11 protein-coding genes are annotated in these 23,304 nt (G+C 42.1%); all 11 read left to right on the forward strand.

Annotated elements, in window-relative coordinates:
* Positions 1–7 precede the first annotated feature (7 nt).
* The 11 genes from ACS5PU_RS18270 (at position 8) to ACS5PU_RS18320 (ending at position 23,226) form a co-directional block, all read left to right on the forward strand.
* Positions 8–1,255, forward strand: a complete 1,248-nt coding sequence (locus tag ACS5PU_RS18270) for a DUF2264 domain-containing protein (protein ID WP_439460601.1) — start codon at positions 8–10, stop codon at positions 1,253–1,255.
* A gap of 72 nt (positions 1,256–1,327) precedes the next feature.
* Positions 1,328–2,446, forward strand: a complete 1,119-nt coding sequence (locus ACS5PU_RS18275) for a glycoside hydrolase family 43 protein (protein WP_439460602.1) — start codon at positions 1,328–1,330, stop codon at positions 2,444–2,446.
* Positions 2,447–2,556: 110 nt separating this feature from the next.
* A complete protein-coding gene (locus ACS5PU_RS18280) occupies positions 2,557–4,392 on the forward strand; it encodes a beta-galactosidase (RefSeq protein ID WP_439460603.1) in 1,836 nt (611 codons plus the stop codon).
* A 266-nt stretch (positions 4,393–4,658) separates the two neighbouring features.
* Positions 4,659–7,724, forward strand: a complete 3,066-nt coding sequence (locus tag ACS5PU_RS18285; protein ID WP_439460604.1) for a SusC/RagA family TonB-linked outer membrane protein — start codon at positions 4,659–4,661, stop codon at positions 7,722–7,724.
* A gap of 4 nt (positions 7,725–7,728) precedes the next feature.
* Positions 7,729–9,432, forward strand: coding sequence for a RagB/SusD family nutrient uptake outer membrane protein (locus tag ACS5PU_RS18290; RefSeq protein ID WP_439460605.1), 1,704 nt, complete (start codon positions 7,729–7,731; stop codon positions 9,430–9,432).
* A gap of 30 nt (positions 9,433–9,462) precedes the next feature.
* Positions 9,463–12,552, forward strand: coding sequence for a SusC/RagA family TonB-linked outer membrane protein (locus ACS5PU_RS18295; RefSeq protein WP_439460606.1), 3,090 nt, complete (start codon positions 9,463–9,465; stop codon positions 12,550–12,552).
* 13 nt (positions 12,553–12,565) lie between these two features.
* Entirely contained in the window at positions 12,566–14,311 is a 1,746-nt protein-coding gene (locus tag ACS5PU_RS18300) for a RagB/SusD family nutrient uptake outer membrane protein (protein ID WP_439460607.1), read from the forward strand.
* Positions 14,312–15,517: 1,206 nt separating this feature from the next.
* Positions 15,518–18,751 (forward strand): SusC/RagA family TonB-linked outer membrane protein, encoded by a 3,234-nt coding sequence (locus tag ACS5PU_RS18305; RefSeq protein ID WP_439460608.1) that lies wholly within the window; start codon positions 15,518–15,520, stop codon positions 18,749–18,751.
* A gap of 23 nt (positions 18,752–18,774) precedes the next feature.
* Entirely contained in the window at positions 18,775–20,778 is a 2,004-nt protein-coding gene (locus tag ACS5PU_RS18310) for a RagB/SusD family nutrient uptake outer membrane protein (protein WP_439460609.1), read from the forward strand.
* Positions 20,779–20,806: 28 nt separating this feature from the next.
* The gene (locus ACS5PU_RS18315) at positions 20,807–22,006 is read left to right on the forward strand and encodes a DUF5000 domain-containing lipoprotein (protein WP_439460610.1); all 1,200 of its coding nucleotides are present in this window, start codon (positions 20,807–20,809) and stop codon (positions 22,004–22,006) included.
* A gap of 26 nt (positions 22,007–22,032) precedes the next feature.
* Positions 22,033–23,226 (forward strand): DUF4998 domain-containing protein, encoded by a 1,194-nt coding sequence (locus ACS5PU_RS18320; RefSeq protein WP_439460611.1) that lies wholly within the window; start codon positions 22,033–22,035, stop codon positions 23,224–23,226.
* Positions 23,227–23,304 lie beyond the last annotated feature (78 nt).

Below are 23,304 nucleotides of genomic sequence, written 5' to 3' on the forward strand. Positions count from 1 at the left end.
ACAACAAATGAAATTGAAGAATATTTACCTAATGGCTTTGTTGGTTCTGCTGGTCGGAGGATCATCTTTTGCCCAGAAAAAAGCGAAGAACACTAAAAATGCCGTTTTAACCGACAGGCAGTTTTGGTTACAGCAAATGGATAAAATGGTAAAGCCTGTTTTGTACAACCTGGCAAAAGATAGCTTACGGATTGCCATGCCAAAGGTTACCTCTATCCATATCGATAATAAAGAACACCGCATTAAAGTGCAATATGTAGAGGTTTTAGGCAGGGTTTTAAGTGGCATAGCCCCATGGCTACAATTAGAAGGTGGCAGTGCCGAAGAGGTAGCTTTAAGAAAACAATACCGTGACTGGGCTTTAAAAGGTTTGAAAAACGCTTTAGATTCTAACGCCAAGGATTTTATGAATTTCGATATCGGCGGTCAGCAATTGGTAGATGCTTCTTATGTGGCATTGGCCTTAGTGCGTGCGCCTTGGTTATGGGAAAACCTGGATAAAAAAGATCAGCAGTTGATGATGCAATCTATCGTAACCACCAGAAGGTTTAAACCTGTTTTTTCTAACTGGCTGCTGTTCTCGGCCATGAATGAAGCTTTTTTGGCTAGGTTTGGCTACAGTTGGGATCCTATGCGGGTAGATTATGCCCTGCAACAAATGGAGCAATGGTACACCGGCGATGGCATGTATACAGATGGAACATCATTCGCTTTTGATTATTACAACAGCTACGTCATCCATCCTTACCTGGCAACTTTGGCCAATATTATCGGTGCCAAAACGAACAGCTACAAAGATATGTTCGATAAGATTAAGAAAAGGAACGAAAGGTACGCTGTAATTCAGGAAAGGTTAATCAATGCCGATGGCACGTATCCGGCAACAGGCCGTTCTATAATTTACCGCGGTGCAGCCTTTCATCATCTGGCCGATATGGCCTGGAGAAAAGCTTTGCCGAAGCAGTTAAGCCCTGCACAGGTACGTTGCGCCTTAACAGCAGTAATCAGAAAAACATTAGAAAGCCCAAGTACCTATAAAAATGGCTGGTTAACTATCGGCTTATACGGCGATCAACCCAATCTTGGCGATTTTTACAATAACCAGGGCAGTCCGTACATCGCTTCAAACATCTTCTTGCCATTGGGTTTGCCAGAAAGCGATCCTTTTTGGGCCAGCCCCGCAGAGAAGTGGAGTGCACAAAAAATATGGAGCGGAGAAAACTTCGAAAACGACCACAGCGCAAGCTTAAAATAAATTTAGGGTAGTATAACTACAGAATTGAAGAACTTAAGTAAATTACCGTCTTAATAACGTTAAAACAAAAACATGAATAAGGGAACTAGTTTTATTATAGGATTTATAGCTTTTATACTGTTGCAAAATGGAAGCATTTCTGCTCAACAGGCTTACACCTCTTTTACCCCGGGCAAAATCTGGAAAGATGATAAAGGGGTTCACATTAATGCACACGGAGGTGGTATTGTTGAACATAAGGGCACTTACTATTGGTTTGGTGAGCATAAAATAGAAGGCGAAAAAGGCAATACGGCCCAGGTAGGGGTACATTGCTATTCATCAAAAGATTTATACAACTGGAAAGATGAAGGAATTGCGCTTCCTGTTTCTGATGATTTAACGAGCGATATTGCAAAAGGCTGCATTTTGGAAAGACCAAAAGTGGTGTACAACAAGAAAACCAAAAAGTTTGTGATGTGGTTCCACCTCGAGCTTTTGGGTAAAGGTTATGCAGCAGCAAGATCAGGAGTGGCTGTAGCCGATCGCCCTGCAGGGCCATATACTTTTATCAAAAGCTACCGTCCAAACCCAGGTAAAATGCCTTTCTATGCAGCAGGAACTGCCGATAAGGACAAGGTTAACTGCGAAACACCTGCCAATAAAAGCGATGGATTTTTCTGCAGGGATTTACCCGGCGGACAAATGGCAAGGGATATGACCGTTTTTGTAGATGACGATGGCAAAGCCTACCACATCTTTTCATCTGAAGAAAACTTTACCCTTCATTTAGCCGAACTAACGCCCGATTATTTAGGACATACCGGAAAATTTATCAGGATTTACGTAGGGCAACAAACTGAGGCGCCTGCCTTATTAAAGAAAAACGGAACCTATTACATGGTGGGTTCAGGTTGTACCGGTTGGGCGCCCAACCCTGCAAGGTGGTTTAAGGCCAGTTCTATTTGGGGGCCATGGACCTACATGGGCAACCCGTGCCAGGGAGATGGGGCGAAGTTAACCTATGGTGGACAAAGTACCCACGTACTGCCTGCACCGGGCAAAAAGGGCGAATTTATTTTTATGGCCGATAAATGGGAACCTAAAAATGCGATAGACGGTCGTTATTTGTGGTTGCCGATCAAATTTGAGAACGATAAAATTTCGATAAACTGGCTTGATCAATGGGATCTGAGCGTGTTTAAAAAGTAGAGAAAAACCCAATATTATATAAAACCAAGGTGATGAATTGCGCGAAAATGCGCAAAAGGGAGTTCTTTTTGCCCAAAAAATCCAATCATCTTAAAACAAGATTTAAAAACATGAAAAAGAATTTACTATGGTTGGTTGTGTTTTGCTTCTCCATATCTGCGTTTGGACAGGCCCCTAAGCACACATTTAAATTAGGAGAATCGGACTTTTTACTGGATGGGAAACCGTTTCAGATTATTTCTGGTGAGCTACATTACCCCAGGGTACCGAAAGAAGCTTGGCGCGAACGCATGAAAATGGCCAAGGCCATGGGCTTAAATACCATAGGCACCTATGTGTTCTGGAATCTGCACGAACCGCAAAAAGGTAAATTCGATTTCTCGGGCAACAATAACATCGCCGAATTTGTAAAAATTGCACAGCAGGAAGGACTGTGGGTAATATTAAGGCCAAGCCCTTACGTTTGTGCCGAATGGGAATTTGGTGGCTATCCGTACTGGTTGCAGAATGAGAAGGGCCTTGTGGTAAGGAGCACCGAAAAACAATACCTGGAAGAGTATAAAAAATACATTATCGAAGTAGGTAAACAGCTTGCTCCTTTGCAGATTAACCATGGTGGAAACATCATTATGGTTCAGGTAGAAAACGAATATGGCTCTTACGCTGCCGATAAAAACTATTTAGATATTAACCGTAAAATGTTTATTGAGGCCGGTTTTGATGGCTTATTGTATACCTGCGATCCTGCTGCCGATGTAAAAGACGGTCATTTGGCTGGTTTGTTGCCTGCAGTAAACGGGATTGACAATCCGGCAAAAATTAGAAAGCTGGTAAATGAAAACCATGATGGTAAAGGCCCTTATTTTATTGCCGAATGGTATCCGGCCTGGTTCGATTGGTGGGGAACAGCACACCATACCGTGCCGGCAGAGCAGTACACCAAAAAACTCGATTCGGTTTTGGCAGCGGGTATTTCGATCAACATGTACATGTTCCACGGTGGTACCACACGCGATTTCATGAACGGGGCCAACTATAAAGATATTTCTCCTTACGAACCTCAAACCAGCAGCTACGATTACGATGCGCCTTTAAACGAGGCTGGAAATGCAACCGAAAAGTTCAGACAGTTTAGAAGTGTGATTGAAAAACACCTGCCAGCAGGACAAAGCTTACCGGCAATCCCAGCGGCAAAGCCAAGCATGGCCATAGCACCGTTTAAATTGAATGAGCAGGTAGCCCTGTTCAATATGCTTCCGCAAGCTGTAAAAAATGCAACGCCATTAACTTTCGAAGATCTTAAACAGGATTATGGATACGTGCTTTACCGTACCACCATTAAAGGCGGTAAACAGGGTGAGCTGCAACTTAAGCAACTGCGCGATTATGCTATAATTTTCATCAACCAGAAAAGGGCTGGTATTTTAGACCGCAGACTGAACCAGAACACTTTGAGCTTAACCCTGCCAGAAGGCGATGTACAGCTCGATATTTTTGTAGAAAACATGGGCCGTGTAAACTTTGGCAAATACTTGCTAGAGAACAAAAAAGGCATAACCGAACAGGTAACTTTTGCAGGTACTGAAGTTAAAAACTGGTCGATGTACGGATTCCCTTTCAAAAACATAAACAGTTACACCACTAAGCCGTCGGCTATACAAGGAAACGGACCAACATTGCAAAAAGGAACTTTCAAAATTAACACTGTTGCCGATACTTATTTGGATATGACCGATTGGGGAAAAGGCGTGGTTTGGGTTAACGGACACAACCTCGGCAAGTACTGGGCAATTGGGCCGCAACAAACATTGTACATTCCCAAAGAGTGGTTGAAAAAAGGCAATAACGATGTGGCAGTTTTGGAACTGCTTAAAAATGATCAGCAAATTTTAAAGGCAATAGATCAGCCGATCTTAAACACGCTTAAAAAAATAAACGTAGAATAAACGTTTAAAATATCCGAAAATAGGGGTTAAAGGCCGAAATTTAACAAAAAGTAACAATTTAACCCCTATTAATTACCGTATTACCCCTCCACTGAGCGTGTTTTTTATGGTTAATTTGTTAAAACCAAATAGAATAGATATGAGCAAAAGCAAACCTTTTTAACTACAGCCTACATCCAGAAAAACATTAGCAATAATATTCCACAAATAACCAAGTAAACCATTTGCTCTCCTGAGCAGAAATTTTTTAAACTAACCATCCTAGTATGCAAAAAAAATTACTACTGAAATTTTCGGTTGTGTTTTTATTGTTGCTAAAACTTATCCCTGCGCAAGCTTCGGCCGAGGCCAAACACGCATTAAGTTTTAAGCAGAATATTGATACACTGCAAACGGGTTTATCCCTTTACCTTGTTGATGAAAATCAACTGCCCATTGTAGGCGCCAAGCTTGTTAATACCAAGAACAAAAAGAGTGGCGTTACCGATAATAATGGCATTGTTCAATTGGCCTATGGTGCGGGCGATGTGATTGAGGTTTATGCATTGAATGCACTGGTATTCAAAACAGAAGTTAAAATCGGTCAGAGTGTAATTGTGGTAAACAGTAAAAACCCTGGCGTAGCTTCGCTAAAACCGGTAAGAGCACTTTTCGATCAGACTGTTAAACAATCGCTGTCTACCATGGCTACTGATGCGGTTTACACGAACGATTTGATTAAATCTCCGCAAACATCCATTAAAGCTGCCATTACAGGCCGTTTATCGGGCTTATATACCAATCAAAACTCTGGGCGCTTAGGTTCGGAGGGCAGAACAGATGGAACAGCTTCCTTAATTTCGCTGGGTTCGCTAGGTGGCGATGCCATTACCATGTCGTTAAGGGGCCAAAACCCTGTGGTTATTGTAGATGGTATACCAAGGCCTTTAACCATTTTTAATATGGAAGAGATCGAATCTATCACCGTGCTGAAAGATGCCGTTTCTACAGCCATGCTTGGGGTAAAAGGTGCCAGTGGAGCCATTTTGATTACCACCAGAAGAGGAACTAAGGCCAAACAGAGCATTTCGTTTACCGCGCAAACTGCTTTTCAGAAATCGCTTAAACTTCCACAGAGCCTAAATGCATTTCAGTATGCTACTTTATACAATGAAGCCCGGGTAAATGACGGTTTAACCCCGGTTTACACCGCTGCCGATCTGCAGGCCTACCAAACCGGTAGCGATCCGCAAGGGCATCCCGATGTTAACTGGGCCGATCTTATCACCAAACCAACCTCGCGCTTTAACCATTATACCTTAAACGTAGCCGGTGGAAATGATTTTGGAAAGTATTTTGTTGCCGTAGAGCACGTTAACCAAAACGGACTTTTCAGAAATTCCGATATCAACACCTACGATACCGATAATACCTATAAAAGTTATGTGATCCGCTCGAACGTAGACATACAGATCAATAAAAAACTATCTGCCGGTATTAATTTAATGGGACGCTTAATCAACTCCAACGATCCTGGCTATGGCTCACAGCAGATTATCAATTCGATAAATGCTACACCAGCTAACGCATACCCTATTTATAACCCGAACGGAAGTTTTGCAACCACTTCGTCGTATCAGAATAACGTTTATGCACAATCGATAGGTTCGGGCTATATTGGTACTTATAAGCGTGATGTATCTGCCGATCTGTTTTTGAAAAGAACTTTTGATGAAATTACCAAAGGTTTATGGTTAAGGGCAAAGGCTTCTATTTATGCAACCTTATCCGAAAATACTTTCAGGAACAAATCTTTTGCTTCGTTTTTTTACAACACCGCTACCAAAGCCTATACACAATATGGAACCATTGGAACGCAGAATAATTATACCGGTATAAATTATCAGGGCCATTCAGATTACGAGGAACTTGCATTGGGTTACGACCGTAATTTTAACAAACATGGCATTAGTGCTACTGTATTGGCCAACCACGATAATTCATTTACAGGTTCCGATCTGCCTTACACCGTTCAGGGTATTTCGGGCAAGGCAGCATACAATTACGATGAGAAATATGTGGCCGAACTGGCTTTTGGTTACAACGGCTCAAATTATTATCCGCCAGCAGGCGATTATAAATATGGCTTTTTTCCGGCCGTAGCGCTTGCATGGAACATCAACAAAGAAAACTTTTTGAAAGAAAGTAGCTGGTTAAATACCTTAAAACTTTATGGTTCTTATGGTAAAACCGGTAACGATAACCCTGGCTATTTTGTTTACATCCAAAGGTATTTTGATGGAACATCTACTTATTTTGGATCAACACCAGGTTCTAACACCAGTATTTTTGAGCAGGTATTGGCCAATCCGAACATCACCTGGGAAAAGGCAAATAAATTTAACCTGGGCTTACAGGCTACTGTTTTAGCAAATAAACTGGGCTTTACCGTAGAATATTATCGCGATAAATATTACGATTTGTTGATGCAGAGAGGTAAAAACTCAGCACTTATCGGGCAGAGTTATCCGCTCGAAAATATCGGTCAGAGCAGATATACCGGTTGGGATTTCAAACTGAACTATCAACAGAACGTAAACGATTTCAGTTATTACATTGCGGCTACCGGTGGTTTACAGCAATCTAAAGTACTTTATCAGAACGAAGTTAACCAGCCTTTTCCATGGATGGCTAAAACAGGTCAGGCTGTTGGACAAAGATTTGGATACCTTGCAGATGGTTTGTTCCAAAGTACAGCAGAAGTGGCCAGCAGTGCCAAATTGGAAGGTTATACCGCTCAGCCCGGAGATATTAAGTACCGCGATTTAAACGGAGATGGAATCATCAACCAATTAGACCAGACTGTTATCGGTAACACTAAACCGCTTTTTTACTATGGCTTAAACCTGGGTTTCCAGTTTAAGGGATTTGATTTCAGTGCACTTATTCAAGGTGCCTTAAACCGTACCATTTATTTATCTGGCAATACAGAATGGGCCTTCCAGAACAACGGTTTCGGTCAGGCCTGGGTGCAAAACCTGGATAGATGGACACCGCAAACGGCAGCAACCGCAACTATGCCGCGCCTATCTATCGGTACAAACATCAATAACGAAGCTACTTCTACTTTTTGGCAGCACTCGGGCAATTACGCCCGCTTAAAAAATGTAGAGCTGGGTTATACCATTCCGAATAGCTTAACCAAAAGAATCGGTCTGCAAAGTATCCGGGTATTTGGAAATGCAACCAACCTGGTAACTTTTGCCGCCTACGATAGGGTAGATCCAGAGGTGTACAATGGAAACTATCCAATCCAGAGATCGATCAACATGGGCATCAACATTAAATTTTAATGATATGAAAAATTTTAAACAACATATATTCTTCGTTTTATTTGGCTTGCAGGTAGCTTTGGCTATTACATCCTGCAAAAAAGTAGAAACCGAACCTAGAGATTGGATTCAGGCCGATCTGGTTTGGGATACCCAGGATAAAAACGGGACGGTAGCTGGCTTTTTCTTAAATAGCGTTTATACTTTCATTCCCAATGGTTTTAACAGGATTGATGGTGATTTTTTAGATGCCGCATCTGGTGATGCCATTCCATCCAGAAACAATACACAGATAGAATATTTTACCAATGGAAGGATCAGTACCTTAAACAATCCCGATCCATATTGGGGCAATAGCTATAATGGGATCAGGGCCGCGAATATTTTTCTGGCCAACATTAATGTGGTTCCTGTTGCGGCGCTTACCAAACAGTATTGGCGGGCAGAGGCCAGGTATATCAGGGCCTTGCTGTATTTCGAACTGGTAAAAAGATATGGCGGTGTTCCGCTTATCGGCAATAAGATTTTTACGCTTGATGACAATCTGGAGCTGCCTCGAAATAGCTTTGCCGATTGCATAAACTACATTGTTAGTGAGTGCGATGCGGTGAAAGATAGCTTGAGGTTAGAAACCGGCGCAAATTATACCACTTCCGATTGGGGGCGCATACCGAAAGGGGCAGCTATTGCCTTAAAATGCAGGGCTTATCTTTACGCCGCAAGTCCATTGTACAACGGTGGAGGTGTAGAGGCCAATGCAAATTTAAAAGCCTTAACAGGTTACCCTACTGCCGATGCCAGCCGCTGGCAAAAGGTTGTTGATGCTGCAGTAGAGCTTAACGCACTAAACTATTATCAACTACAGGCCACCTACAACAATATTTTCTTGACCAATAAAAATACCGAGGTTATTTTAAGCAAACAGGGGGCTACGAACACCAGTATCGAAACCAATAACGCCCCATCTGGTTATGGTACACCTGCAATAAGTAATGGGCGTACAAGCCCAACGGTTGATCTGGTTAATGCCTTTACCATGAGAAACGGATTGCCGATTACCGATCCGGCTTCGGGTTACAGTGCAGCAGCACCTTACACCAACAGGGATTTGAGATTGGATTACACCATTTTTTACAATGGCGTGAATTGGTTAAACAGAGCTGTACAGACTTTTGAAGGAGGCTTGGATAAACCAGGGGGAACCACCGTGCAAACCCGCACAGGTTACTACATGCGTAAGTTTATGGGCAATTTTGCCACCAATAGCACCTACACCAACCAATCGCATAACTTCATCATCTTTAGGTATGCCGAAATTATATTGAACTATGCAGAGGCTTTGAATGAGCTTGGCCGTACCGAAGATGCTGTTACCCAGATTAAATTGATACGTGCTAGAGCAGGTATTACTGCGGGTACCAACACACGTTATGGCATACCAACGGGAATTAGTCAAGACAACATGAGAACCTTGATTATGAACGAAAGAAGGGTAGAACTCGCTTTTGAGGAACACCGCTTTTGGGATATCCGCAGGTGGAAAATTGCACCAGCTGTATTGAATGGAGCGCTTAGTGGCACCAAAATTACCAAGAACGCCAACAATAGCTTTACGTACGAGAACATTCCGGTGGTAAACTCAATTTTTACCAATAAGCTCTACCATATGCCAGTACCTTATTCAGAAACAACTAAAAACAGTCAATTGCTTCAAAATGAAGGTTGGTAGGTCATGTGTAATTAAATTTCAGATCATATTATGAAACATATATATAAATATTTACTGGTGTTGCTTGTGCTGTTAACCGGCAATTTAGCCATGGCACAAAACCAGGTTATATCAGGCGTGGTAAGCGATGCTACCGGGCCAATTGCAGGGGCATCGGTAAAAGAGAAGGGGATGCCCACCAATGGTGTAGTTACCGATGTAAAAGGTAATTATAGCATCCGCCTAAAGGGGACAAGTGGGGTTATTGTCATCTCGTTTGTAGGTGCACTGCCCAAAGAAGTGGTTGTAGGTGCCAGAAAAACGGTTAATGTTCAGCTGGAAGACGATGTGCAGGGATTAGAGCAGGTGGTGGTAATCGGTTACGGTAAGCAAAAGAAAATAACCCTAACAGGTTCTATGAGTACCATTTCTGGTGCAGATATCCGTCAAAACCCATCAGCCAGTTTACAGAATACTTTGGTGGGTAGGTTACCGGGTTTCTTTTCGCAACAGCGTTCGGGCGCTCCAGGCTCAGATGGTGCAACATTTTTTATCAGGGGTATCAGTTCTTACAACGGTGGTTCAACAACACCACTCATTATTGTAGATGATATTGAATACAGTCCCGATCAGTTTGCGGCTATTGATGCCAACGAGGTAGAAAACATCAGTATTTTAAAAGATGCGGCCACTACAGCTATTTATGGTATTAAAGGTGCAAACGGCGTTGTGGTGGTAACCACTAGGAGGGGTAAATTGGGTATTCCACAGATTACTTTCAGGAGCGAGTACAGCGTAATGCAGCCTACGGTAATGCCCGAGTTTTTAGATGCTTACGAATCGGCCAAACTTTACAACCAGGCAAGGGCTAATGATGGTCTTTCGCCAAGGTTTTCAGCAGACGATCTGCAGAAATACCAGGATGGTTCCGATCCTTATGGCCACCCGAACAACGATTGGAAGAAAATCCTATTTAAAGATTTCAGTAACCAGGTAAAAGGAAATTTCGACATCTCGGGTGGTACCGAAAAAGTTAAATATTTCGTTTCAGCAGGCTTTCTTTTTCAGGATGGTATGCTCCGCAATTACGGGAAAGAAGAAGGCGTAAATTCCAATTTCTATTACAACAGGTACAACTACAGGTCGAATTTAGATATTAAAGCAACCAAAACCCTCGATTTAAGGATCGATTTATATGGTAACCTTGGCGTAACCAATACCAACAACATTGGCAGTGCATTTGGCTATAACGATATCTTTTACGATTATGTGAGTTTCCTTTCCTTAGCACCTTTTAACTATCCGGTTTACAACCCCGATGGCAGTTTTGGTTACAGCAAATGGCAGAGAGATGAAAATCCAAATTACAACCAGAACAATATTGTAGGTAGGATTACCCACTATGGTTACAACCGTAAATACGGAAACAACATGAATTTGGTGGCCAATGCCAATCAGAAGCTCGATTTCATTACCAAAGGATTATCTGTTAAAGGTGTATTATCGTATGCCAGTACTTACGATTATACCAGAAGCATGACCCGCGATCAGTTTCCATCTTTTATTTACGATCCGGTAAATAATGCATACGAACCACGCGATCCAAATATTTACAGGGTAAGAAGATACTTTATCGGTTATGGTGCTGGCAGTACCATCAGAAATTTAACCACGCAGGTAGTATTAAATTACGACAGGAGCTTTAACAGCCACCACGTATACGGAACCGCCCTAACCAATATCAATACCGTTATAAAATACAATGCCAATTCGGTTTACAACTTTGTACCGAACAACTTTAAAGGCTACACCGGTAGGGTTGGTTACGATTATAAAGATAAGTACCTGTTCCAGTTTAATGCTGCGTACAATGGTTCCGACCGTTTTGTAAGCACCAAGAAATATGGTTTTTTCCCGGCAGCATCAGCAGGTTGGGTAGTATCAAACGAGAAATTTTTTAAAGATAATGTTCCTTTCATGGATTTCTTGAAATTCAGGGGATCGTACGGGGTGGTAGGAAACGACCGCATTGGCGATAACTTTAATTATTACTATCAGCAAAATTACAACAACGGGGGCAATGCATCTTTCGGTTATTCGGATAACACCCAAACAGGTATTTTAGAAGGTACCCTGGGCAACAACGAAGTAACCTGGGAGAAAGAGAAGAAAACGGATGTGGCAATGGAATTTGGCCTTTTCGGAAGTAAAATTACCGGATCGATCGATTTATTCCACAATGTGAGGAGCGATATCTTAACCAGCCGCGGAACGGTTTCATCAGTATTCGGTGTAGGCTTACCTCCGGTTAACTTGGGTAAAGTGCAAAACCAGGGAGGTGAGATCGAAATCAGTTACCGCGATAAAATCGGCAACGTCGATTTCTCGGTACGTGCCAATTACTCGCTGGCTAAAAATAAAATCCTTTATCAGGATGAACCCCTTGCTGCATATCCGTATCAGCAGTTTACCGGAAACAGCATCGGCCAGATCCTTACCTATCAGTGGATCGGTTTTTACACTTCTGCAGCCGATATTGCTTCTAGCCCAGTACCACAAACTACGCCAAGGGTGGGCGATTTAAAATATGCCGATTTAAACGGGGATGGAAAGATAGATGGTTACGATATGTCGATTAACGGCTACCCGAATTTGCCGAATACCAATTACGGACTTGAACTGCGCGCCAACTACAAGAACTTTGGTTTTAGCCTTTTATTCCAGGCAGCAACCAATTTCAATGTAAGGGGAGTTGCCGAAGCTATTCAGGCATTTTCGTCTAACCTAACCTCGGTACACCAAAACTCATGGAATCCGGAAATTGGCGATGCGGCGCAATATCCTTTGCTTTCACTATCACCAGGTTTAAGCAGTCCATCGGCCTATCCTTCTACCTTCTGGTTTATTTCTGGAAATTACCTTCGCTTAAAAAATGCTGAAATTAGTTATGCGCTGCCTAAAAAGTTAATAGAGCGCTTAAAAGTGCAGAACATCCGTACCTACGTTAACGGCTACAACCTGCTTACCTGGTCTGATTTAAACAGCAGGTATCAGTTCGATCCAGAATCAAATTCAGGGCAGGACAGGATTAAATATCCACCACAAAAAATGATCAATTTAGGTTTAAGTGTTACTTTTTGATAAATCACTTGATATGAAAAAAATATTATTAATGATATGTTTATGTACCGCTTTGGCGGCATGTAAAAAAGGCAGCGATTTTCTGGATAGCAAAGCCGATACCGGCGAAACAGAAGCAACTGTTTTTACCGATAGTTTAAAATCGATCAGATTTCTTACCCAGATTTACAGCTCTTCCAGTTATAGTTTTGCCAAAGGCCGTTTTAGCAGTCATGGCAATACCGAAATGGCTACCGATGACGCTGAGTATGCCTATTCAGGGCCAACGCAGAATGCGGTAATTATGTACAATGGAACGCTGTCGCCCACAAATTTTTGGAGCGGTGGCGGACTGCCCGATTTTTGGACAACCCCTTATACCAACATCCGCAGGGTTAACCTGATGTTGTCTAAATTGCCTATTATTCCGCTTTCAGATGCCAAAAAGAAACGCATTACAGGCGAATTAAGGTTTCTAAGAGCATGGTATTATCATTTGTTGCTGATCAATTTCGGTGGCATTCCAATAGAAGGCGATAACGTATATGGCATTACCGATGTAATCGATCTGCCAAGGTCATCGTTCGATGAAACCGTAAACTACATTACGGCCGAGCTAGATGCCGCTGCCAATATTTTACCAGTTACTGCCGATTACGCTGAGCAGGATTATGGCCGTGCTACCAAAGGGGCTTGTTTAGCCTTAAAAGCAAGGGTTTTATTGTATGCTGCTAGTCCGTTGTTTAATGGAGGTGCCATTACCCAGGCTTCGGCTGCGGTTAAACCTATTGTAAGTTACCCAAGTTATAGCGTAGCGCGTTGGCAAAAAGCTGCCGATGCAGCCGATGCACTGATTAATACAGGTACATACAGCCTTTTCGAAGATAATACAACCGCGCCGGGTTATGGTTTTTATAATGTGTTTTTGAAAAGGGTAAATCCTGAGTACATTTTTGCGTTTAACAGACCGGTTAACCGTGATTTTGAAGGTTATTATAATCCACCATCAAGGGGAGGTGCCAAAAACTCAACTCCAACCCAACAGTTGGTAGAAGCTTTCCCAATGAAAAACGGTAAATCCATTACCGATCCAACCTCGGGTTTCGATGCAGCTAATCCGTATGCCAACCGCGACCCACGTTTTGGTTATTCTATTATTTACAATCAATCACTTTATTACAGTACCACCACCAGCACCAAAATTGTGGTAAATACTTACAATGGTGCACCAACAGATGGTTATACATCAAACGGAACTGGCCCTACAACTACCGGTTATTATGCACGTAAAATGTGCGATGAAAACATTTCGAGCAATAGTTCATTCAATACCGAAAGAGGTTGGCCGCTTATCCGCTACGCCGAAATTTTGCTCAGCTATGCAGAAGCAATTAACGAAACCGGACAAACTGCACTGGCTTACCCTAAACTGGTAGCCATACGCAAAAGAGCAGGCATTACCGCTGGTGCCGATAATCTTTACGGTTTAAAGGCCAATATGAGTGTTGATGAGATGCGCGTGGTTATCCAGAACGAACGCCGTATTGAACTGATGAACGAAGATCACCGTTGGAATGATATTAGAAGGTGGAAAATAGCCGTTGCCGTAAACAATGGTTATAACAAGGCCATCAATATTACCAAAACTGGGAATGTGTATACCTACCAAACGGCCAATACCATCCGTTTACACGTTTTCAATCCACAACATTATTTAATGCCGATACCACAATCAGAGGTAGCTAAAATGCCATCAATGATCCAAAATCCAGGTTATTAGTCCTATTCTTTTATATTTATTCAGGCTCCTCAACTGCTTTTGCGGTTGGGGAGCTTTTTTTTAACCGCACAGCACTAAGTCAAGCAGAATTTAAAAAATGCCGTCTTTCTCGCGCATGCGGGAATCTTAATGCGTTTTAATCACAAGCCGCAAGGACACAAAGTTTTATGTCGTTCTACATTTAACAGCAAAGCACTAAGCCTACCAGAATTTAAAAAATGCGGTCATTCTCGCGCATGCGGGAATCTTAATGCGTTTTAACCGCAAAGCCACAAAGGACACGAAGTTTTATGTTGTTCTACACTTAACCGCAAAGGTTAAATTATTACGAAGCCTGTTCTCCAACTACTCAATTCAAGAAATGCTTCCTGCCATGCGCACCGTCAAATCATAATTTTTTCACGAAACCTCCAAAAAAAGCGTTTTTGATACCGCTTGTACCAGCTGATTAGGAAAGCTTGGAACGACTAGCCATATCCTGTAAAAACATCAAGGACTCAACTATACACATTTGGTTTTTCAGCAAAATTAAGCCATCAAAACCACACCTTATTTATACAGAAAATGACCGTCTTGAATTTTTAGTTATAAACGTATAATTAACGTTTATAAAAATGCGGTTTTATTCAAAAAGCCCAAAAAAGCTTAAAAAACAGCAAAAAGTAAGAATTTAACCCCTTAATATTACCGTATTACCCCTCACTACAAGCGCTTTTTTTATGGTTAATTTGTTTCAACCAAGTATAATAATATATGATCGATCCGGATTATTCGAGATTAACTACCAAGAATAATTGATGGGTGCAGCAAAAAAAATGTGGCATCCAGTTTTTTCAGAAACCAAACCTAAATCATTAACAGATCGTGAAAAGAGATAGAAACTAAAATAGATCAAAACTGTTAAGCGCAGCTAGGTTATAGAAGTTACTAATCATTCAAACAAAAAAATACCTAAAAAAATGAAGAAAGCTAAATCGACTCCCCATTCTATTTCAAGTTAACCTACGAAAATAGATTGGTCCTTATCTGCTTTTGAATGCAGACCAATTAATTGATAATGATGAAGAATAGGAGGCATTTTGCTCCTGTTGCTAAAACCATAACTGACGAGTATTCGATCGGAATGGCTGTGTAATGCCCTTGTTTACAGCAGGGATAAGCTGGCCCAATCTGATATTATATAACTAACCAATTTAAACCATTTTTATGAAGAAAAAATTACCGAAGAAAATCCCGCTCAATCTGCCGGGTATTACTTTTAAATCAATCTTAAAAGTTTTAGCCTGTCTCTTAATTGCAAGCTCCTTTTTAACGGCTTCTGCACAAACAGATGTAACCGTTAGAGGGGTAGTGAAAGATACCCTTGGTGGTTTACCGGGAGTAAATGTTAAAGTATCGGGTACCAACCGGGGTATATCTACCGATGAATTTGGACGGTATACCATTAAATTACCACGTACTGGTAAACTATTGTTCACCTTGGTGGGCTATAAACCCAAAAACGTGGCCATTGCCAATTATGATAAAAATGCCGAAGGGGTATATGTGGTTAACGTAACTTTAGCAGCAGACGATAATTCTTTGGAAGAGGTAGCCGTTGTAGGTTTTGGTACGCAAAAGAAAACGAGTGTAATCAGCTCTATTACGGCCATTAACCCTAAGGAGCTGAAAGGGCCAACCAGTAACTTAACCACCATGATGGCCGGTAGGGTAGCCGGTATGATTGCCTACCAGCGCAGTGGCGAGCCGGGGGCAGATAATGCGCAGTTTTTCATCCGTGGTTTGGGTACATTTGGTGCGGGTAAGCAAGATCCTTTAATTTTGATCGATGGTATCGAATCGACCCAAAACGATATGGCACGTTTGCAGCCCGATGATATTTCATCATTTAACGTATTAAAAGATGCAACGGCATCGGCCGTATATGGTGCAAGGGGTGCAAATGGGGTAGTGCTCATTTTAACCAAATCGGGTGTAGCCGGTCAAACCAAGTTCGGTTTCAGGGCAGAATCCTCACTATCCTCCAATACCAAAAATTTCCAGTTTGCCGATAATGTAACCTATATGAAACTGGCCAACGAAGCTGCACTAACGCGGAACAGGCTGGCCATATTGCCTTATTTACAGACCAAGATAGATGCTACCGCCGCAGGCGAAAATGAACTACTTTATCCTAACAACAACTGGATTGAGCAATTGATTAAAGATTATACCATCAACCAAAGGTATAACCTCAACATTTCTGGCGGAGGTACCAAAGCCAGCTATTACATTGCAGGTACCTACAACATCGATAACGGGGTATTAAAAGTTGCCGATTTAAATAACTTCAACAGCAACATCAAGTTAAAAAACTACTCGGTCCGTTCTAACGTAAACATTAACTTAACCAATACCACCGAAGCCATTCTTAGGGTGTATGGTCAGTTCGATGATTATACTGGTCCGGTAGGTGGCGGTGGTGCAACCTTTAACAGGGCCATTTGGTCTAACCCGGTAATGTTTCCTGCAGTTTATCCAGGCAGTTTATCGCCGTTTAGCAACCATCCTTTATTTGGTAACGCCATTTCGCCAAGAGGTGGATTATACATGAACCCTTATGCCGAGATGGTTAAAGGTTATCAGGATAAAAATGCTTCGACACTGCAAACGCAGATTGAGATTAAGCAGGATTTAAAATTCATTACGCCGGGCCTAACCGCCAGGATGATGAGCTATGCCCGCAGGTATTCGTATTTCGATATCTCCCGTGCCTATAATCCTTTCTATTATTCGGCTACCGAGCAACCCGATAAATCTATAGGACTGAGCTTAATCAACGGCGGTGGTGCCTTATCAATTGGTACAGTTGGAACCGAGTATTTGGGTTATTCTGAAGGAACTAAAGATTTAAACTCTACTTTTTACGCAGAATTTTCTGCCAACTATAACCGTACCTTTAAAGAGAAACATGCCGTAGGCGCCATGATTATTACCACCATGCGCAATTATCTGGCCGCCAATCCGGGCAGTCTTCAGCTTTCGCTGCCATCACGTAACCAAGGTGTATCGGGCAGGGCTACTTATGGTTACGATAACCGTTACCTGGCCGAGTTTAACTTTGGTTACAATGGCTCTGAACGTTTCGCAGAAAATAACCGTTTTGGTTTCTTCCCTTCGTTTGGTTTAGGTTATATCATTTCGAACGAAAGTTACTTTAAGCCTTTAACCAAAGTAATTAACAGCTTAAAACTAAGGGCTACTTATGGTTTGGTAGGTAACGATCAGATTGGAAACGCTGCCGACCGCTTCTTTTACCTTTCGGAAGTAAATATGAACAACGGAACATTTGGGGCGCGGTTTGGCGAAGATGGATTGTACTACCGTGATGGTATTTCGATATCGCGCTATTCAAATCCTTTAATTACCTGGGAGCGCTCTAAACAGACCAATATTGGTTTGGATATGACCTTGTTCAATAGCTTAAACCTAACCTTCGATATTTATAAAAACGAACGTTCGAACATTTTAACCGACAGAACATTTATACCAAGCACCATGGGACTGCAGGCTTCTGTAAGGGCCAACACCAACAAAGCTGAAAGTAAAGGTGTCGATTTTTCTGCAAGCTATAATAAATCTTTCAGCAACAACATGTTCTTGCAGTTGCGGGGTAACTTTACCTACGCTACCAACAAAATCTTAATTTACGATGAACCTTCTTTTAACGCCAATGAAGCTTATCGTTACCACATCGGTTTACCTACCACACAGGCATTCGGTTACATTGCAGAACGTTTGTTTGTTGATGATGCCGAAGCTAAAAACTCGCCGGTTCAGTTTTCGGGCGTACCAGGTTTAGATTATGGTGGTGGCGATATCAAGTACAGAGATGTAAATGGCGATGGTATTATCAGCGATGTAGATCAGGTGCCAATCGGTTTACCTACCAGTCCCGAAATCGTGTATGGTTTTGGCGGTACCTTCGGCTTTAAAGGCTTCGATATATCTGCATTTTTTCAAGGTTCGGCCAGGTCTTCATTTTTCATTAATCCTGGTAATATTTCTCCTTTTGTACTTAATAACGAAGCAGGCAATCCCAATGTTACACAGAATGGATTGCTGGAAGTTATTGCCAACAGCCACTGGTCTGAGCAGAACCGCGATAGTTATGCCTTCTGGCCACGTTTGAGCCCAAATTTTGTAAACAATAATACCCGTACCTCAACCTGGTGGATGCGCAATGGTGCCTTTTTAAGGTTGAAAAGTGTGGAGTTGGGCTACAATCTGCAAACCAAACTGCAGAAAAGACTGGGCTTAAGCAGTGCCCGTATTTATGCCAATGCCACCAACCTTGGGGCTTTTAGTGCCTTCAAACTGTGGGATCCTGAAATGGGCGGAAATGGCTTGGGTTACCCTGTTCAAACCGTTTACAATTTAGGTTTAAATGTTTCATTCTAACCATTGAGCTTAAAAATAACAATATGAAAATCAATAATATTTTATTTCGAAAACACACGGCAAAGCTAGGTTTGGCCAAATTCACACTGGCTGTAATAGTCATCGTTTTATCGCTGAGCTCTTGCAAAAAATACCTCGATATTGTGCCCGATAATGTGGCTACTATTGATAATGCCTTCACGTTAAGGAACGAAGCCGAAAAATACCTGTTTACCTGTTATTCTTTCCTGCCGAAAGATGGAGAACCCTTGTTAAATGCCGGTTTTATGGCCGGTGATGAAATCTGGACTTCGCTGGATGAAAGGGAATTTATTTCTTATGGCTGGAGAATGGCCAGAGGCGGACAGGGAGCAGAAAACCCATATTTAGATGCATGGAATGGCCGCTATCAGGGCGGTGGTAACGTTTACAACTACAATGATAATCCTGGCGGAGATTATGGTTTGTTTAAAGCTATCAGAAACTGCAATATCTTTTTGGAAAACGTGCAGGACCAGAGTAAAATTCCGGATCTGAGTTTAAACGAACGTCAACGTTGGATTGCCGAGGTGAAATTTTTAAAAGCGTATTATAATTTCTACCTGTTGCGGATGTATGGCCCAATCCCGATTATCGATAAAAACTTAGGCATCAGTGCCAGTGAAGATGAAGTACGCGTAAAACGGATGCCTTTTGATGAATGTGTAAATTATGTATCAGGCTTGCTGGATGAGGCTATTCCAGGCTTGCCGCAAATTATTACGGATAAAAGTACCGAACTGGGGCGTATTACCAAACCCATTGCATTGGCCATTAAAGCCAAGCTATTATTAACAGCAGCAAGTCCTTTGTTTAACGGCAATACCGATTACAGTAACTTTAGGGATAAAGACGGCGTAATGCTGTTCAATACCGCTTACGATGCCAATAAATGGAAAAAAGCGGCTGATGCCGCCAAAGCAGCTATCGAAGCTTCAGAAGCAGCCGGCTTTAAGCTGTACCAGTTTCCAGGTACTACTTTCAAATTATCAGATACTACACTTAGACAGCTTACCATTAAAGGTGCCGTAACCGAGCGTTTTAATGCCAACCTGGAGCATGTTTGGGCAAACCCGAATAGCAGGACTTTTAACATGCAGCGGGCAGCCATGCCGCGTTTGGCTTTAACCGTTGTAGTAGGTAGCGCAAGGCAGCAACTGGCCCCGCCGTTAAAAATTGCCGAAATGTTTTACAGCAAAAACGGAGTGCCTATTAACGAAGATAAAACCCTCGATTTTACCAATAAATACACATTGCGTACCGCAGTTAAAAGCGAGCGCTTTTATGTAAAAGAAGGTTACACCACCGCAAGGATCAATTTCGACAGGGAACCCAGGTTTTATGCCGATTTAGGTTTTGATGGCGGAATCTGGTATAAATACGATAGCCCGACCAATTCGGACGAAGGTACTTTCGTATTGGAAGGTAAATCGAACCAGGTGGCCGGCGCAAACAATTTCGGCTGGTATAACGAAACCGGTTATTTTATTAAAAAACTGGTCGATTGGAACATGATTAACGGTACAAACGGTGCCAGTTACCGCGATTATCCTTGGCCACAGGTAAGAATGGCCGATCTTTATTTAATGTATGCCGAAGCATTGAACGAAACACTTGCTGCCCCATCGGCTGATGTTTACGAATACATTAACCGCATCAGAACAAGAGCGGGCTTACCAACGGTACAAAACGCATGGACCAACTTTTCAACCAATCCGGGCAAGTACACTACTAAAGATGGTATGCGAGAAATTATCCAGCAGGAAAGATTGATTGAGATGGCATTTGAAGGAAGCCGCTATTGGGACATTAAACGCTGGAAACGTGCAGCAGAAATGTTCAATCAATCCATTACCGGATGGAGTGTTTACCAGCCAACTGCTTCAGAATATTACCGTGTGAGAACCATTTTTAACCAGAATTTTGTTGCTCCACGCGATTATTTATGGCCATTAAGAACTTATGATTTAACTGTAAACCCTAAACTGGTTCAAAATCCAGGTTGGTAGTATTAACTGATGATTAAAAATATTCGATATGAAAAGAATAAATAGAAACCTGCTGTTATGCCTGTTAAGTTTAACGGCAGCCTTTTCGGGCTGTAAAGAGGATGTATTGGGCCCCTTGGAAAATAACACCACGCCACCAGGCAAAGTAGCAAATGTTTCGGTTACCAATGGTCCGGGCAATGCCAGCATTACGTTCACCTTACCTGCCGATAAAGATCTGTTGTATGTGAAAGCCGTTTACTATTTGGCAAACGGGCAGGAAATGGAAGTAAAAACTTCTTATTATGGCAATACTTTGTTGGTAGAAGGCTTTGGCGATACCAACGAACACGAAGTGAAAATTTACGCCGTAAACAGAAGTGAAACGGCTTCCGAACCAACGATTGTTAAGGTTAAACCGCTCGAAAATCCAATTTGGGGTGTTTATCGGAGTCTTAAGGCAGTGGCCGATTTTGGGGGTTTAAACTTTAAAGGAAGCAATCCATCTAAAGCCGACCTGGCCATTGAGGTTTTGGTCCTATCGAAGGGCAAATATGTACCGACTTCGAAAAATATTTATACCGCTGCTATTGATATTGATCAATCGGTGAGGGGATTAGATACCCTCAGCCAGAAATTTGCCATTACCATACGCGATAGGTGGTTAAATTACAGCGATACCCTTTTTACTACATTGAAGCCACTTTACGAAACAGCGCTTCCTAAATCAGGCTACAAAGAAGTTATTCTGCCAACCGATACCCCCCAGGAATATGGCGGTACCGGTGTAGCTAAAATGTGGGATGGTAACATTATCGACTGGCCGAGTGTATGCTTAACCAAACCATCGGTACTTACCCCACAATGGGTAACCTTCGATTTAGGTAAAGTGGCAACCATGAGCCGTATTGTAGTTTGGAATTATCCCGAATACTTAAATGCTGGCCGTACCTATTATTATGGTGGAAATTTAAAAGATTTCGAAATCTGGGGTACCGATAACCCACCGGCAGATGGCAGTTTCAATAACTGGGTAATGTTAGGCAAATACAGTTCTACAAAACCTTCTAAAAGCGCTTATGGCGTGCAAACCAGCGAAGATTATGCTTTCGCAAATGCCGGTATCAGCTACAATTTTGCTGTGGGCTTGAAAAAGGTAAGGTACATCCGCATTAAATCCATCAATAATTGGCAGGGTAATACATTCATGAGCGTATCAGAAGTGCAGCTCTATGGCGATCCACGATAAGGTAATTACTAAACAGAATTTTAGAGATGAATAATCAAAAAACATATATCAGAACCCTAAAACTAGCTTTAATGTTCGCATGGGCAGGCACCTTTATGGCTTGTACCAAATCAGACGATTACAAAAAGTTTACCGAAAAAGGTGAGATTTCTTATACCGGAAAATTAGATTCGGTAAAAATAATGTCGGGCAGCAACCGGGTGTACATCAGGGGCTTATTTCTTTCCGATCCGAAAGTAACCCAATGCAAAATTTTCTGGAACAACAGGGCCGATTCGGTAGTGATACCCGTAAAGAAAAAATATGCTATCGATACCTTAAAATATTTTGTAGAAAACGTGCAGGAAGGTGTGCAGAACTTCCAGATTTATACTTACGATGCAGCCGGAAATAAATCAATTCCGGTATACAAAACCGGAAGGTCTTATGGTGCAAGGTACCAGTCATCATTGTTCAACAGGCCTATCGAATCGGCCTTTACGAACGCCAGCGGTGCAACCACCATTACCTGGCAGGGTATGGATAGGTTAACCGGGGTATTTGCAACAGAAGTAGAATACACGAATTTAAACAATGTAATTAAAAAGATCAGAACCAAAATCGACGAAACTACAACGGCTATTCCGGATATAAAACCCGGTACCAATTTAAGGTACCGCACCCTGTTCTTGCCCGATACCGTTTCTATCGATACCTTTTCTACCGCTTTTCAAACACAGCGCGTAGGAGCCGATATTACTGCAACTTATTTTAAGAACAAAGGAAACCCTTTTCTAGCGGCAGCAAGCGGTGGCAGGTGGCGTAACATTGCCGATTGGACCGTTACGCCAAATATTAGGAACCACGGCGGTTTGGGCGGTTGGTGTTCTGATTCTGGTGGTTGTTTAGCCATGGAAATGGGTTGGGATGGTACTGCACAAATTACAAACGGCAAAATATACCAAACCTTTACGCTTCCGGCAGGTAGTTACAGCTTCGAAATTACGATGGCCAAAAATGAAGCAAAAGATCCGGTTTACATTGTAGCAGCAGCTGGCAATACCCTGCCCGATGTAGCCAATGTATCCACTTCTTTAGGTTATACCAATTTTGCCAACAACAAGTTTCAGTTTACCCTAACGCAATCAACAACCGTATCAATTGGCTTTCTTGCCACGATGCTGACCGCATCGGGCAATCAATTTTGGATTGTAAAAGAGGTCATGCTCAAATCGCTCTAGTACTGCCTGTAAAATTTAACTCATCATCTATTCTCTGGGTTCCTGAAAAGGAGCACAGAGAATTTTTTGTTGAAAAGA

Source organism: Pedobacter sp. GSP4 (assembly GCF_051857575.1).
GTDB lineage: Bacteria > Bacteroidota > Bacteroidia > Sphingobacteriales > Sphingobacteriaceae > Pedobacter.

Excerpts from the sequence above, each read along its gene's own strand:
- ACS5PU_RS18270 (WP_439460601.1), top strand. The coding sequence starts at position 8 with ATGAAATTGAAGAATATTTACCTAATGGCTTTGTTGGTTCTGCTGGTC.
- ACS5PU_RS18275 (WP_439460602.1), top strand. The coding sequence starts at position 1,328 with ATGAATAAGGGAACTAGTTTTATTATAGGATTTATAGCTTTTATACTG.
- ACS5PU_RS18280 (WP_439460603.1), top strand. The coding sequence starts at position 2,557 with ATGAAAAAGAATTTACTATGGTTGGTTGTGTTTTGCTTCTCCATATCT.
- ACS5PU_RS18285 (WP_439460604.1), top strand. The coding sequence starts at position 4,659 with ATGCAAAAAAAATTACTACTGAAATTTTCGGTTGTGTTTTTATTGTTG.
- ACS5PU_RS18290 (WP_439460605.1), top strand. The coding sequence starts at position 7,729 with ATGAAAAATTTTAAACAACATATATTCTTCGTTTTATTTGGCTTGCAG.
- ACS5PU_RS18295 (WP_439460606.1), top strand. The coding sequence starts at position 9,463 with ATGAAACATATATATAAATATTTACTGGTGTTGCTTGTGCTGTTAACC.
- ACS5PU_RS18300 (WP_439460607.1), top strand. The coding sequence starts at position 12,566 with ATGAAAAAAATATTATTAATGATATGTTTATGTACCGCTTTGGCGGCA.
- ACS5PU_RS18305 (WP_439460608.1), top strand. The coding sequence starts at position 15,518 with ATGAAGAAAAAATTACCGAAGAAAATCCCGCTCAATCTGCCGGGTATT.
- ACS5PU_RS18310 (WP_439460609.1), top strand. The coding sequence starts at position 18,775 with ATGAAAATCAATAATATTTTATTTCGAAAACACACGGCAAAGCTAGGT.
- ACS5PU_RS18315 (WP_439460610.1), top strand. The coding sequence starts at position 20,807 with ATGAAAAGAATAAATAGAAACCTGCTGTTATGCCTGTTAAGTTTAACG.
- ACS5PU_RS18320 (WP_439460611.1), top strand. The coding sequence starts at position 22,033 with ATGAATAATCAAAAAACATATATCAGAACCCTAAAACTAGCTTTAATG.